This is a genomic window from Nitrosomonadales bacterium, assembly GCA_016716325.1.
Taxonomy (GTDB): Bacteria; Pseudomonadota; Gammaproteobacteria; order Burkholderiales; family Gallionellaceae; genus Gallionella.
This window is the reverse complement of record JADJWO010000001.1, coordinates 1,153,246-1,167,274: the sequence shown is the minus strand read 5'-3', so window position 1 is coordinate 1,167,274 and position 14,029 is coordinate 1,153,246. Positions and strand designations below refer to the sequence as shown.

Sequence of the window (14,029 nt, the reverse complement as noted above, 5' to 3'; positions counted from 1 at the left end):
GTTGTTAGCTTTTTGTCCGTATGATACTCAATGCCACCGCTTCGGCAACCTCGATGCCGTCCACCGCGGCCGAGAGTATCCCGCCCGCGTAGCCTGCGCCTTCGCCGGCCGGATACAGGCCGCGGGTGTTGATGCTCTGGTAATCGTCCGGACTGCGCCGGATGCGCACCGGCGAGGAAGTGCGCGTCTCGACGCCGGTCAGTACGGCGTCATCCATGTCGAACCCCCTGATCTGTTTCGCGAACGCGGGCAGCGCCTCGCGGATCGCTTCGATCGCGTAGTCCGGCAGCGCGCTGGACAGGTCGGTCAGATGTACGCCGGGCGTGTATGACGGCAGCACTTCGCCGAATCTTGTCGAGGGGCGGCCCGCGAGGAAGTCGCCGACCCGTTGTCCGGGCGCCTGGTAGGTCTTGCCGCCGAGTTCGTAGGCGTGCGACTCCAGCCGGCGCTGCAACTCGATGCCGCCCAGCGGACTGGCCGGGTCGCCGGGCACCTCCGGGAAATCTTCCGGCGAGATGCCCACCACGATGCCGCTGTTGGCATTGCGCTCGTTGCGAGAGTACTGGCTCATGCCGTTGGTGACCACTCGCCCCGGCTCGGAGGTCGCGGCGACCACGGTGCCGCCGGGGCACATGCAGAAGCTGTACACCGAACGGCCGTTGCCGGCGTGATGCACCAGCTTGTAATCCGCCGCGCCGAGTTGCGGGTTGCCCGCGTTGACGCCATAGCGCGCACGGTCGATCAGCGACTGCGGGTGTTCGATGCGGAAGCCGATGGAGAACGGTTTGGCCTCAAGGTGGACGCCGCGCTTGTGCAGCATCTCGAAGGTGTCGCGCGCGCTGTGGCCGACCGCCAGCACCAGGTGGTTCGTCGCGATGTGTTCGCCATTGGCGAGCGTCACGCCGGTGACTTGCCCGGCGTTGTCCGGCCCCCGGGTGATCTCGATGTCGTCCACGCGGCTCTGGAAACGGATCTCGCCGCCCAGCGCGATGATGTTCTCGCGCATCTTCTCGACCATGCCGACGAGGCGGAAGGTGCCGATGTGCGGATGGCTGACATACAGGATCTCCTCGGGCGCGCCGGCCTTGACGAATTCGGTCAGTACCTTCCTGCCCAGATGGCGCGGGTCCTTGATCTGGCTGTACAGCTTGCCGTCCGAGAAGGTTCCCGCGCCGCCCTCGCCGAACTGCACGTTGGACTCCGGATCGAGCTTGCCCTGCCGCCACAATCCCCAGGTGTCCTTGGTGCGCTCGCGCACGGCCTTGCCGCGTTCGAGTATCAGCGGCTTGAAACCCATCTGCGCGAGGATCAGCCCGGCGAACAATCCGGCGGGCCCCATGCCGATGATGACCGGCCTATTCGGCTTCCATTTCATCGGCGGAGCTGTGTTGGCTTCCTCGCTCGCTCCTTGCTCCACCTTCGAAAACAAATCCGAAGGAGCGTGCGTTACGAAGTGATAGCTGGTGTCGGGCGTTATCTTGACGTGAGGGTCCTCGGCGAAGCGCGCGAGCACTGCGGTCTCGTCGCGCAGTTCAACATCCAGCGTGTAAGCGAACAGGATGTGGTTCTTCTTGCGCGCATCGACGCCGCGCTTGAACACGACGTGGCCGAGCAAGTCTTCCGCAGGGATGCCCAGCCGCTTGAGGATGGCGGCTTCGATTTCGCCCTCGGGATGCTCGATGGGCAGCTTGATTTCGGTCAGGCGCAACATGCTTTCAGATTCGATGGGATTCCGGAAGGTTCAAAATTCGAAGCGAGACAAGGCACGAGCAAAAAAATCGCGCCGCCGCATATATCCAATATGCAAGGAGTAAGTTTTTGTGAGCAACACAGTATCGCGAAAAAAGTTTGGATTCTATCGATGCGCTGGCGTATCCAGCCCTTCCAGTACCATCTCCGCAGCACGCAACACGGCGCGCGCCTTGTTCTGCGTCTCCATCCATTCGTTGTCCGGAACCGAGTCGGCAACAATGCCCGCACCGGCCTGCACGTACAGCGTCGCGTCCTTTACCACGGCGGTGCGCAGCGCGATCGCCAGATCCATGTCGCCGTTGAAGCCGAGGTAGCCGACCGCGCCGGCGTAGATGCCGCGCTTGCTGGGTTCCAGTTCGTCGATGATCTCCATCGCGCGCACCTTGGCCGCGCCCGATACCGTTCCGGCGGGGAAGGTGGCCTTGAGCACGTCCATCGCGTTCAGGCCCGGCTTCAATTTCGCCTCGACGTTGGAGACGATGTGCATCACGTGAGAGTAGCGCTCGATGACCATCTTCTCGGTGAGTTTGACTGTGCCGTTCTGCGCGACGCGGCCGATATCGTTGCGGCCCAGGTCGATCAGCATCAGATGCTCGGCCAGTTCCTTGGGATCGGCCAGCAGTTCTTCGGCGAGTGCGACATCCTGTTCCACTATCTTGCCGCGTGGACGCGTACCGGCGATCGGGCGCACGGTGACCATGTCGTGTTCGAGGCGAACTAGAATCTCCGGCGACGCGCCGACGACGTGATGGTCGCCCATGTCGTAGTAGAACATGTAGGGCGACGGGTTCACGCTGCGCAGCGCGCGGTACAGCGACAGCGGCGAGGCGGGGAAGGGCTGCGACATGCGCTGAGACAGCACCACTTGCATGATGTCGCCGTCGAAGATGTAGCGCTTGGCCTTTTCCACCGCCGACTTGAATGCGGTCTCGCCGAATTCGGATTTTGCCTCGCCGCCGTGCATCGGCGGCGCATGCGGGATGTCCACCGGTCGGTGCATCAGGCTGATGAGTTCGCGCAACCGTTCACGCGCCGTTGCGTAGGCGTCGTCATGCTCCGGATTGGCGTAGACGATGAAGGTGAGTTTGCCGGACAGGTTGTCGATCACGGCGAGCTGTTCGGTGAGCATCAGCAGGATGTCGGGCGTGCCGAGCACGTCGGGCTTGTGGACTCCGGCCAGTCGCGATTCGATGTAGCGTATCGTCTCGTAACCGAAATATCCGGCCAGCCCGCCGGTGAAACGCGGCAGGTTCGGCAACGGCGCGACCCTGAAGCGCGACTGGTATTCGCTGATGAAGTCGAGCGGGTTGTCGACCTCGTGTGTCGTTTCCGAATCCTGGTGCGTCAGCGTGACCTGCTTGCCGCGCACGGTGATGCGGGCCTCGGCCGGCAGGCCGATGAAGGAGTAGCGCCCGAAGCGCTCGCCGCCCTGCACCGATTCGAGCAGGTAGGAGAACGGCTTGTTGGCGAGCTTGAGGTACAGCGACAGCGGCGTGTCGAGGTCGGCAAAGGTTTCGGCGACCAGCGGGATGCGGTTGTATCCCTGTTCGGCAAGGGATTGGAATTCCTGTTCGGTGATGGGGAACGACATAAACAACTCCTTGAAATTCGTTACGGGAGAAAAGCGGCGGTAGGTGCGCCGCTGCATGGCGGGATGGTTAGCACCATCGCCAGCTTGCTGTTGCTCTCCCGAATCTGAAGTTGTAATGCAGCATCGTTATCAAGCGCGTTCGATGAGCGGCAGGACCGCCGTGAGGTCGGGGATGACCGCATCCACGTTGAGCGTTTCCACCGGCTCGCCGTGGTTGTAGCCGTAGGGCACACAGATGATGGGGCAACCTGCGGCGCGCGCGGCCTGCGCGTCGCTCAGCGAATCGCCGATCAGCAGCAGGTTTTCGATGGCACAGCCGAAGAACTTCGCCGAGTGCAGCAACGGCATCGGATGCGGTTTCTTTTCCGGCAGCGTGTCGCCCGCGACCACGATCTCGAAATACTTCGCCATGCCGATGCCTTCCAGCAGCGGCAGGGTGTAGCGTTCCACCTTGTTGGTGATGCAGCCCAGGCGGAAGCCCGCCGCTTTCATCGCGTCCAGTCCAGCGACGACACCGCCGAACGGTTTGCTTTGCAGCAACAGTTCGGTGTAATGCTTCTCGAAGATCGGCAACGCGCGGTCGAACAGCGCCGCATCCGGCTCGGCATGCATGTCGCCGGTCAGCGCGCGCTTCACCAGCCAGTGGATACCGTTGCCGATATAGCTCATCAGCAGGTCCTGCGACACCGGCGCACGGCCCATGTCGCGCAGCATGCGGTTGGCCGACTCGGCCAGTTCCGGCGCGGTATGCAGCAGCGTGCCGTCGAGGTCGATGACGATGGCGCTGACGGGTAGCGGGAAGTCGTTGAAGGACATTATTTTCCGACTTTTGCCAGTTCGGCACGCAGTTCGCCGATGATGGTGTCGTAACGGTTCGGGTCGGCTTCGTTGCGTTTGCCGAATACGGCGGATCCCGCGACGAACATGTCCACGCCCGCTTCGGCCACTTCCCGGATGTTGGCCGGGCCGACGCCGCCGTCGATCTCCAGGCGGATATCGAGGCCGCTCGCATCGATCATCTTGCGCACGGCGCGCGCCTTGTCCAGCACGTGGGGGATGAATTTCTGGCCGCCGAAGCCGGGGTTCACCGACATCAGCAATACCATGTCCAGCTTGGGCAGCGTGTATTCCAGAATGTCCAGCGGGGTGGCCGGGTTGAATACCAGGCCGGCCTTGCAGCCACTTTCCTTGATCAGGCCGATGGTGCGGTCGATGTGCTCGGAGGCTTCCGGGTGGAAGGTGATGTAGGTGGCACCGGCCTTGGCGAAATCGGGGATGATGCGGTCGACCGGTTTGACCATCAGGTGCACGTCGATCGGGGCGGTGACGCCATGCTTGCGCAGGGCTTCGCAGACCAGCGGGCCGATGGTCAGGTTGGGCACGTAATGGTTGTCCATCACGTCGAAGTGCACGACATCGGCACCGGAAGCGAGGACGTTATCGACTTCCTCGCCCAGTCTGGCGAAGTTGGCGGAAAGAATGCTCGGCGCGATCTGGTACATGGCTGACTCCTCGGTAAGTTTTACGTTGTAGGGGGTGAAAATTATGGACCGGCGTATTCTAACCGAATACTTTCCCGAGTGGGGATCACGCGGTTGCCAAGGGCTGAGGCGCGCTTCCGAAACCGTGCGTCATGCCGCATTTTCATGCGGTGGGAAAGGGGCTTTGCCGGGCTTGAAGGTTTTTGGCGGGGATGTGTCAATGGCGTGAAGATTTATCTGCCATATCGTATTACTATAGGCATGATCCGGTCTTCGGGATCGTATGTGTGGATGATGGGCAGTACATACGATTTCGATGTCTGCAGTAAGGGGGTCGAACTTGGATTGCGTTTGATATTCATGTCGCGCTAGCCGTTTCCGGAAGGCGCATCGCAAGATGGGAGGGATTCATGAAACTGAAATCGAAGATCCTGCTGGTTACCACGGTTGCGACCGCGACCTGCGCGCTGTTGTTCGCTGTTGCCACGGTCTATGTCTTCGGCGAGCTTGCCGAAAGGGATGTGTCGACGCAGGGGAAGATGGGCGCCGAATTGATGCGCCTGACCGTGACCCATGAGATGCACGAGGGGAATCCGGAGCATATCAAGCCCTATCTGCTGAGGCTGGACAACATCCCCGGATTGCTGGATGCGCATGTCGTGCCCGCCGATTCGGTGGTCAAACAAATGAACATGGATGTCAGCGACCGGAGAGCGGCAACGCCGATAGAGTTGCAGGTGCTCAAGACCGGCAAGGAGGCATATGAGTACCTGAATGATCGCGGACATGTGTTCCACTATGCGATCCCTTATGTCGCCACTTCAACCGACCCCAGCAACTGCATGGCGTGCCACCAGGCGCGCGAGGGCGAGGTGCTGGGTGTGGTCAGCCTGTCGATGGATGTATCGGCGCAGCATGACATGGCATTCTGGTCGGTGATCGGCATCGTGCTCTTGTCCTTCCTGTTCGGCACGGTGATCGTCCTTGCGTTCAGGAGGATGATGCAGCCTGTCGTGGAGACCACACAGGATCTGAACAGGGTGATCCGGCGTGCCGAAGCGGGCGATTTTTCAGAGCGTCTGCAAAAACGAGGCGATGACGAAGTCGGCGAGATCGCGGACAAGACCAACCAGTTCATGCAGATACTGGAGGACAGTTTCGGCAATATCACCAAGCAAGTCGAAGGCCTGGGCAGTTGCAATGACAGGTCGGGCAAGGGGGGCTTGCTGGCGCATACCGTGCAGGTGGTGAACAATATGGTGAGCGCCTCGCACTTCAAGCAGGCGATCGAGAACGACCGCGACCTTGGCGATGTATACGACCGGGTATGCAGGGTGCTGACAGAGAAATTCTCGCTCAAGCGGTATTCCTTCTATGAGGTCGCGAATTCAAAGAACCACCTGACACTGATCGCAGCCCGGGGTCTTCCAGACAAAGCCGAGTTGTGGTGCGATCGCGAAGTCACCGTGGATTGCGATGCATGCCGGGCCAAGCGCACCGCGCTGATCGTGTCTTCGGTCGATGAAGACCGGATATGCAGCGCTTATTGCGGCAATCAGGTGCAGGACAACGAACATCTGTTGCATATCTGCATCCCGATCATGTTGTCCGGCAGCGTGGGCGGGGTGCTGCAAGTCCTGTTCACCCGCGAGGAAGCGGCCGAAGTGCAGGAGAACATGGTCACGCTGCAAACCTATCTGGGCGAGGCGGCGCCTGTCATCGAAGCCAAGCGCCTGATGCAGTCCCTGAAGGATGCGTCCATGCACGACCCAATGACCAATTTGTACAACCGTCGATTCCTTGAAGGTTATCTGGAGACTCTGCTGGCCACTGTGCAAAGGCAGAAAACCAGCGTCGGCATACTGATGTGCGACGTGGATTTCTTCAAGCAGGTTAACGATACCTACGGCCACGAAACAGGCGACAAGGTTCTGGTGAAGGTGGCTGACATCCTGAAGAAGGCGATCAGGACGTCCGACCTGGCGATACGTTTTGGCGGCGAAGAATTCGTCGCCCTGTTGATCGGCGCCGACGAGGCCAGTTCAATGGCCGTGGCCGAGCGGGTGCGCAAGTCGATGGAGGAAAATGTGTTCCAGACGGGAAGCGGGCCGCTCAAGAAAACGATCTCGGTGGGCATATCGCTGTTCCCGACGGACGGCGAGGCTTTCTGGAGCTGTGTGAAATATGCCGATGTGGCCATGTATCAGGCCAAGGAATCCGGCCGGAACAAGGTGCTGCGTTTTACCAGGGACATGTGGAAAGAGGAGGGGAGTTACTGATCCCGCTGGCCGATTCCGATTGCGCGTGAGCATCTTCTGGCGGGTGGTGGAGACGAGGAGGATCGAACTCCCGACCTTCGCATTGCGAACGCGACGCTCTCCCAGCTGAGCTACGTCCCCACGGCGGGCGAATACTAGCCAGAAGTCGCAGCCTTGGGAAGGGGCAGGCCGGTTGTCCTGTAAAAGGCTGCCAGGTCGCTTAGGTCGTCGAATATGCCTGCCGCGCCGTCGAAATCGTGCCAGTGCGTATAGGGGTTGGTGGTGACGTAGGTCTTGATGCCGGCGGCAAGCGCAGAGCGCAGTCCGTTGTTCGAGTCCTCCAGCGCGATGCAGTCTTCCGCCTTGAGGCCGAGTTTGTCCAGCACCCAGTAATAGATGTCGGGCGCGGGCTTCTTGTGCGGCACGATGTCGCCGCAACCGTTCGCGTCAAAATAATCCGCCCAGTTCTTGCCCAGTCCGACCTCCAGTAGCGCGGTGACGTTTTCCGCAGTGGTGGTGGTCGAGATGGCCAGCTTGATGCCGGCAGCGTGCGCTTCCTGGATCAGTTGTTTGATGCCGGGGCGCAACGGGATATGCCCTTCGCCCAGCATCGCGGTGTAATGCGCGGTCTTGACCTTGTGCAGGTGCTTGACGAAGTCGTCGAAGTTGTCCGGTTTGGCATAGTCTTTCAGGAAATCCGAGACGAAATACTTGATGCGCTCCTTGCCGCCGGTCACTTTCAGCAGCTTGTCGTACAGCGCGACATCCCAGTTCCAGTCGAGGCCGTTCTCGGCGAACGCCTTGTTGAACGATTTGCGGTGCCCGTCTTCGGTATCTGCCAGCGTGCCGTCCACGTCGAAAATAATAGCTTTAATGTTCATGATGGCCTTCAAGGTTAAGTTTTCAGGAATGTAAAACAAATCAAAGCAATGTGTCCACGAAAGGCACGAAAAGTCAGTATCAGGAATGCTCCGGCTTGTTCGTGGAGTTCGTGTTTTTCGTGGACTGAAAGTCTTAGCGCATGCCGGGCAACTTACCCGCCATGCCGCGCATCATCTTGGCCATGCCACCGCCCTTGCCGAACATCTTCATCATCTTCTGGGTCTGCTCGAACTGGTTGAGCAACTGGTTGACGTGCATCACCTGCACACCGGCACCCATCGCGATGCGGCGCTTGCGCGATGCCTTGATGAGTTCCGGTCTGCTGCGCTCAAGCGGGGTCATCGAGTTGATGATCCCCTCGGTGCGGCTGATCTGTTTGTCGTCCACCCTGGCGCCCGCGGCGGCCTGGCTGAGCTGCGCGGGCAGCTTGTCCATCAGCGCCGACATGCCGCCCATCTTGCGCATCTGCACGATCTGCGTCTTGAAATCGTTGAGGTCGAATCCCTTGCCGCTCTGGACCTTCTTGGCCAGCTTGGCCGCTTCGACATGATCGACTTCGCGCTGTGCCTCCTCGAGCAGCGACAGCACGTCGCCCATGCCCAGCACGCGCGACGCCATGCGTTCGGGATGGAAGGCTTCGAGGCCGTTGACCTTCTCGCTGACACCGACGAACTTGATCGGCTTGCCGGTGATCTGGCGCACCGACAGTGCCGCGCCACCGCGCGCGTCGCCGTCCAGTTTGGTGAGGATCACGCCGGTCAACGGCAGCGCTTCGCCGAACGCCCTGGCGGTGTTTACCGCGTCCTGTCCGGTCATCGCATCGACCACGAACAGCGTCTCGATCGGTTTCAGCGCGGTGCTCAGTTGCCTGATCTCGGTCATCATCGCCTCGTCGATGGCGAGGCGGCCGGCGGTATCGACGATCAGCACATCATGGTAATGCTTGCGCGCGAAATCCAGTGCGGCCAGCGCGATGTCCTGAGGTTTCTGGCTGGTGTCCGAGGCGAAGAAGTCAATCTCGAGTTGTTGCGCCAGCGTGCGCAACTGCTCGATCGCGGCGGGGCGGTAGATGTCGCAACTGACCAGCAGCACCTTTTTCTTCTGCTGGTCGCGCAGCAGTTTTGCCAGCTTGCCGCTGGTGGTGGTCTTGCCGGCGCCCTGCAGGCCGGCCATCAGGATCACCGCGGGCGGCGTGGTGGCGAGATTGAGCGCGTCGTTGTGCTCGCCCATCAGGCGGGTGAGTTCGCGATGCACCACGCCGACCAGAGCCTGTCCGGGATTCAGATTGCCGATGACTTCCTGTCCCAGCGCCGCCTGTTTCACTTGGGCGATGAAGTCCTTGACCACAGGCAGTGCGACATCGGCCTCCAGCAGCGCCATGCGCACTTCGCGCAATGCGTCCTGGATGTTGTTCTCGGTCAGGCGCGCCTGACCCCGCAGGTTCTTGATGACGCCGGAAAGGCGTTGCGTCAGATTGTCCAGCATGAGTGATGAGCGGGAGATGGTGTAGAATTCGCGAAGTCTAAAACATCCCGACGAAAAATGTCTAACGTTATCCTCTCCTGGCTCGCTTTCACCGGCTACAGCGTGCTTGCAGTCTACTTCTGGCATGCGCAGACGCACGGCAAGGGTGATGTGCTGAGCCGGACCGCGCTGGGACACTGGGTGCTGTTGCCGCTGGTGTTGCACGGCTATCTGCTGGTGCAGGACGTGTTTGCGGGAGGCGGGTTCAACCTGAGCGTGGTCAACGCGTTGTCGCTGATCGTGTGGCTGACCCTGCTGGTCTATTGGGTGGCGCGCTTCTTCTATCCGGTCGGCGGACTGCAGGCGCTGGTGCTGCCGCTGGCGGCGGTGGCCGTGCTGTTGCCGGAGATCTTTCCGTCCGCGCACCAACTGGGGAACACCGGACTGTTCGCGTTCAAGGCGCACATCTCTGCGGCGATGCTCGCATACAGCCTGTTCACCATCGCCATGCTGCACGCGGTGCTGATCTCTCAGGTGGAGAAGCGGCTGCATCATGCCAGGATGCCGACCGTGTTGCGCAACCTGCCGCCGCTGCTGACCATGGAGACATTGCTGTTCCGCATGATCGGCATCGGCTTCCTGCTGCTGACCCTGACGCTGGCATCCGGTGCACTGTTCTCCGAAGAGATCTTCGGCAAGGCCTGGCAATTCAACCACAAGGTGCTGTTCGGATTCCTGTCCTGGGCGGTGTTCGCCGTGCTGTTGTGGGGACATCATTTCTACGGCTGGCGCGGCCGGATCGCGGTGCGCTGGACGGTGAGCGGCTTCATCTTCCTGCTGCTGGCGTATCTGGGCAGCAAGTTTGTGCTGGAAGTGCTGCTCCACCGATAAAATTCATTGATTTTCTAAGGGTTGCAACATTCGCCCAAAGGTCGTAGAATTCGCGCCCTTTCGCTGGGCTCATCTTCATTTAGGATAGGTATATGGTAATCATTCGTCTTTCCCGTGGCGGTTCCAAGAATCGTCCGTTCTACAACGTGGTTGTTGCGGATTCGCGCAATCGCCGCGATGGCCGCTTCATCGAGCGCATCGGTTTCTACAATTCCATCGCCACGGAAAAGCAGGAAGCGTTGCGTCTGGATCTGGCGCGCATCAGTCACTGGCAAAGCAAGGGCGCGCAATTGAGCGACGCCGTCGCCAAGCTGGTCAAGCGTGCCGGGGCTGCGGCAGCCTGATATTCAGAGAAGTGCCTTCACGCGGGCCCGATGCAGCAGAACCCATGGTGATCATGGGACGAGTGGCAGCGGCGCATGGCATACGCGGCTGGGTCAAGGTCCAGCCGTATACCGAGTACCTCGACAGCCTGATGGACTATCAGGTGTGGTGGCTGGGGAGCGAGCATGGCCCGTGGCGCGAGGTGCGGGTCGAACAGAGCGAGATGCACAACAAGACGCTGGCGGCATTGCTGGCGGATTGTCCGGATCGCAATGCGGCAGAAAAACTGAAAGGGCTGTTGATCGCGGTGCCGCGTAGCAGCTTGCCGGAGCAGGACGAGGATGAATACTACTGGCATGACCTGATCGGCATGACGGTGGTGAACGAGGCGGATGTGGTTCTGGGGACGGTGGCGAACCTGCTGGAGACCGGCGCGAACGATGTGTTGTGCGTGCGGGATGGCGGCGGCGAGATACTGATCCCGTTCGTGGCCAGTGCGATCCGACGGGTCGATTTGAAGAACAGGACTATCCGTGTGGATTGGTCGGCGGATTACCTCAAATGATCTTTGACGTGATCACGCTGTTTCCGCAGATGTTCGACGCGCTGACGCAATACGGCATCACGCGCCGCGCCGCCGAACAGGGAAGTTATGTATTGAAGACGTGGAATCCCAGGGATTTCACGACGGACAGTTACCGCACCATTGACGACCGCCCCTACGGCGGCGGACCGGGGATGGTGATGCTGGCAGAGCCGCTGGCGGGCGCGATCAGCGCGGCCAGGCAGCGACAGGCGGCAAGCGGAGTGAAGATGAGCCGCGTGGTGTATCTGTCGCCGCAAGGCAGATTGCTGACCCACCCGGTCGTCAAGGAACTGGTGGCGCAACAGGATGAAGGGCTGATCCTGCTGGCAGGGCGATACGAAGGCGTCGATGAGCGCCTGATCCGCCAGTATGTGGATGAGGAAATATCCATCGGCGACTATGTGTTGTCCGGTGGCGAGTTGGCGGCAATGGTGTTGATCGACAGCCTGGTGCGGCAATTGCCCGGCGTGCTGGGCGATGCGGATTCGGCGGAGCAGGATTCGTTCGTGCAGGGACGGCTGGATTGTCCCCATTACACCCGGCCGGAAATGTTTCATGGTGAAGCCGTGCCCCCGGTATTGTTGTCCGGCAATCATGCCGACATACAGCGCTGGCGGCTTCAGCAGTCGTTGGGCAGGACGTGGTTGCGCAGGCCGGATCTGTTGGCCGGGCGTGATTTGACAAAAGAGGAGTCTGGGCTTCTGGCAGCGTTCCAGAAGGAACAAGACCCGAATAACGAGAAGGAGTAACAAAGTGAATCTGATTCAACAATTGGAACAGGAAGAAATCGCCCGCTTGGGTAAAAAGGTTCCCGCATTTGCGCCCGGCGACACGGTCGTGGTCGGCGTGAACGTGGTCGAGGGCGAGCGCAAGCGCGTCCAGGTATTCGAGGGAGTCGTGATCGCCAAGCGCAATCGCGGCCTGAACTCCAGCTTCATCGTGCGCAAGATTTCTGCCGGTGAGGGCGTGGAACGCACCTTCCAGACCTACTCGCCAACCATCGCCAGCATCGATGTCAAGCGCAAGGGCGACGTGCGCCGCGCCAAGCTGTACTACCTGCGCGAGCGTTCCGGCAAGTCTGCGCGCATCAAGGAAAAACTGGCAACGCGTACGACAGCGGAATAACCGGCATCCGAAGGATGAGGTTTGGAAACGGGAGGCGCTGCCTCCCGTTTTTTATTTGTACGCTATCATCCCGCCATGGACTATCAGGCAAAACTTGCCGTGCCGTTCGGCGTGCTGGGCATCCGTTGCGACGACGAAGCCCTGCTCGGCATCGACTTCCTCCCCGCGACGGAACGGCCGTTGCGTCCCGTCTGCGCGTTTGCCGAAAGCGTGTGCGATCAATTGCTGCGTTATTTCGATGACCCCGATACGGAATTCTTTATTCCGCTCAGGCTTGAGGCGACCCCGCACCGGCAAAAGGTCTGGCAGGCCATGCTGGACATTCCGCGCGGCCGGACGCGCAGTTACGGTGAACTGGCGGCGGAACTTCATTCCGGTGCGCGGGCCGTCGGCCAGGCCTGTGGCGCCAATCCCGTACCCATCGTCATTCCCTGCCACCGCGTGGTGGGCAAGTCCGGACCGGGAGGATTCATGGGTCATGCACAAGGCGCCCCGCTGGACATCAAGCGCTGGTTGCTGGTGCATGAGGGTGCGATAAATTCAAAGTCCGTCATTCCCGCGAAGGCGGGAATCCAGTCAAATAAAAACACTGGATTCCGGGGCAAGCCCGGAATGACAAAACCTTATGGCTGATACCGACCTGCTCGACGAATTCTGCGACAGCCTGTGGCTGGAAGACGGCCTGTCGCGCAATACGCTGGACAGTTACCGGCGCGACCTGCACAAGTTCGCCGCATGGCTGGAAAAGCAGGGCAACGCATCCATCCTGCAGGCCACGCATGGCGACATCCAGCGCTATCTCGCCCATCTGGTCACGGTGCAGAAATCACGGCCCAGCAGTACCGGTCGGGCCATCTCCAGTATGAAGCGGCTGTTCCGCTATCTGGTGCGGCAAGGCAGGATAACGTCCGACCCCACGTTGCAGATCGACACGCCCAAGTTGCCGCGCAACCTGCCCAAGAGCCTGACCGAGCAGGATGTGGAGCAGTTGCTTGGTGCGCCCGACGCGCAAACACCGCTGGGCCTGCGCGACCGCACCATGTTCGAGGTGCTGTATGCCACCGGTCTGCGCGTATCGGAACTGGTGACGTTGCGCATCGCGCAGGTCAGCATGGACATGGGCGTGGTGCGCGTGATGGGCAAGGGCAGCAAGGAGCGCCTGGTGCCGCTCGGCGAAGAGGCGCTGGACTGGCTGCGCCGCTATCTGGCGGACGGGCGTGGTGTGCTGCTGGGCAGACAGGTCAGCGACGCGCTGTTCGTCACCGCGCGCGGCGGGGGCATGACGCGGCAGATGTTCTGGTACCTGATCAAGAAACACGCAAGGACCTGCGGGCTCGGCAAGCCGCTGTCGCCGCACACGCTGCGCCACGCGTTCGCCACCCACCTGCTGAATCACGGTGCCGACCTGCGCGTGGTGCAGATGCTGCTGGGTCATTCGGACATCTCGACCACGCAGATCTACACGCATGTCGCGCGGGAACGTCTGAAGCAACTGCACGCAGTGCATCATCCAAGGGGGTAGGCAGGGGCCTGCCCGCGACGATGGCGGGTGTAATCGCTGCGCGACTTATCGAATCTACGCGATCAGTGTCGCGGAACACCTTGATTATTCGGAAAGCATTTTCTGGTAATTTTCTGTGCATCCGACGGTGCTAAAATCTGCTGCAAATTTCCC

At 60.7% G+C, this 14,029-nt stretch carries 14 protein-coding genes and 1 tRNA gene; 8 read left to right on the top strand and 7 right to left on the bottom strand.

Features of this window, described 5'->3' with window-relative positions:
• Window positions 1-4 precede the first annotated feature (4 nt).
• The 4 genes from IPM27_05540 to rpe all read right to left on the bottom strand — a co-directional run bounded on the left by IPM27_05540 (window position 5) and on the right by rpe (window position 4,845).
• Complete coding sequence (locus IPM27_05540; protein ID MBK9161011.1) at window positions 5-1,711, bottom strand: NAD(P)/FAD-dependent oxidoreductase; 1,707 nt, start codon at window positions 1,709-1,711, stop codon at window positions 5-7.
• A 144-nt stretch (window positions 1,712-1,855) separates the two neighbouring features.
• The gene (locus IPM27_05535; GenBank protein ID MBK9161010.1) at window positions 1,856-3,343 is read right to left on the bottom strand and encodes an anthranilate synthase component I; all 1,488 of its coding nucleotides are present in this window, start codon (window positions 3,341-3,343) and stop codon (window positions 1,856-1,858) included.
• Window positions 3,344-3,472: 129 nt separating this feature from the next.
• Window positions 3,473-4,159, bottom strand: coding sequence for a phosphoglycolate phosphatase (locus tag IPM27_05530; protein MBK9161009.1), 687 nt, complete (start codon window positions 4,157-4,159; stop codon window positions 3,473-3,475).
• A complete protein-coding gene (rpe, locus tag IPM27_05525) occupies window positions 4,159-4,845 on the bottom strand; it encodes a ribulose-phosphate 3-epimerase (GenBank protein MBK9161008.1) in 687 nt (228 codons plus the stop codon). Before rpe ends, IPM27_05530 begins: the two co-directional genes overlap by 1 nt.
• 389 nt (window positions 4,846-5,234) lie before the next feature.
• Between rpe and IPM27_05520 the strand changes: the two genes are divergently transcribed.
• Complete coding sequence (locus IPM27_05520) at window positions 5,235-7,103, top strand: diguanylate cyclase (GenBank protein ID MBK9161007.1); 1,869 nt, start codon at window positions 5,235-5,237, stop codon at window positions 7,101-7,103.
• Window positions 7,104-7,147: 44 nt separating this feature from the next.
• On the opposite strand, the gene IPM27_05515 is transcribed toward IPM27_05520, so the two are convergent.
• From IPM27_05515 to ffh, 3 genes are all read right to left on the bottom strand, one after another.
• Window positions 7,148-7,223: transfer RNA gene (locus IPM27_05515), tRNA-Ala, on the bottom strand.
• 14 nt (window positions 7,224-7,237) lie between these two features.
• Window positions 7,238-7,963 (bottom strand): HAD-IA family hydrolase, encoded by a 726-nt coding sequence (locus IPM27_05510; GenBank protein MBK9161006.1) that lies wholly within the window; start codon window positions 7,961-7,963, stop codon window positions 7,238-7,240.
• Between the two features lie 133 nt (window positions 7,964-8,096).
• The gene (ffh, locus tag IPM27_05505; protein MBK9161005.1) at window positions 8,097-9,449 is read right to left on the bottom strand and encodes a signal recognition particle protein; all 1,353 of its coding nucleotides are present in this window, start codon (window positions 9,447-9,449) and stop codon (window positions 8,097-8,099) included.
• Between the two features lie 57 nt (window positions 9,450-9,506).
• On the opposite strand from ffh, the gene ccsA reads away from it, so the two are divergent.
• From ccsA to xerD, 7 genes are all read left to right on the top strand, one after another.
• On the top strand, window positions 9,507-10,319 hold the full coding sequence (ccsA, locus tag IPM27_05500) for a cytochrome c biogenesis protein CcsA (protein ID MBK9161004.1): 813 nt from the start codon (window positions 9,507-9,509) through the stop codon (window positions 10,317-10,319).
• 92 nt (window positions 10,320-10,411) lie between these two features.
• Window positions 10,412-10,663, top strand: a complete 252-nt coding sequence (gene rpsP / locus IPM27_05495) for a 30S ribosomal protein S16 (GenBank protein MBK9161003.1) — start codon at window positions 10,412-10,414, stop codon at window positions 10,661-10,663.
• A 44-nt stretch (window positions 10,664-10,707) separates the two neighbouring features.
• A complete protein-coding gene (gene rimM / locus IPM27_05490; GenBank protein ID MBK9161002.1) occupies window positions 10,708-11,208 on the top strand; it encodes a ribosome maturation factor RimM in 501 nt (166 codons plus the stop codon).
• Window positions 11,205-11,978, top strand: coding sequence for a tRNA (guanosine(37)-N1)-methyltransferase TrmD (gene trmD, locus IPM27_05485; protein MBK9161001.1), 774 nt, complete (start codon window positions 11,205-11,207; stop codon window positions 11,976-11,978). The genes rimM and trmD overlap by 4 nt, the downstream gene beginning before the upstream one ends.
• Window positions 11,979-11,982: 4 nt before the next feature.
• The gene (rplS, locus tag IPM27_05480) at window positions 11,983-12,354 is read left to right on the top strand and encodes a 50S ribosomal protein L19 (protein ID MBK9161000.1); all 372 of its coding nucleotides are present in this window, start codon (window positions 11,983-11,985) and stop codon (window positions 12,352-12,354) included.
• A gap of 75 nt (window positions 12,355-12,429) precedes the next feature.
• Window positions 12,430-12,987, top strand: coding sequence for a methylated-DNA--[protein]-cysteine S-methyltransferase (locus tag IPM27_05475; protein MBK9160999.1), 558 nt, complete (start codon window positions 12,430-12,432; stop codon window positions 12,985-12,987).
• Window positions 12,980-13,876: a site-specific tyrosine recombinase XerD gene (gene xerD, locus IPM27_05470; GenBank protein ID MBK9160998.1), complete on the top strand. Its 897-nt coding sequence runs from the start codon at window positions 12,980-12,982 to the stop codon at window positions 13,874-13,876. The genes IPM27_05475 and xerD overlap by 8 nt, the downstream gene beginning before the upstream one ends.
• The last annotated feature ends 153 nt before the right edge of the window (window positions 13,877-14,029 follow it).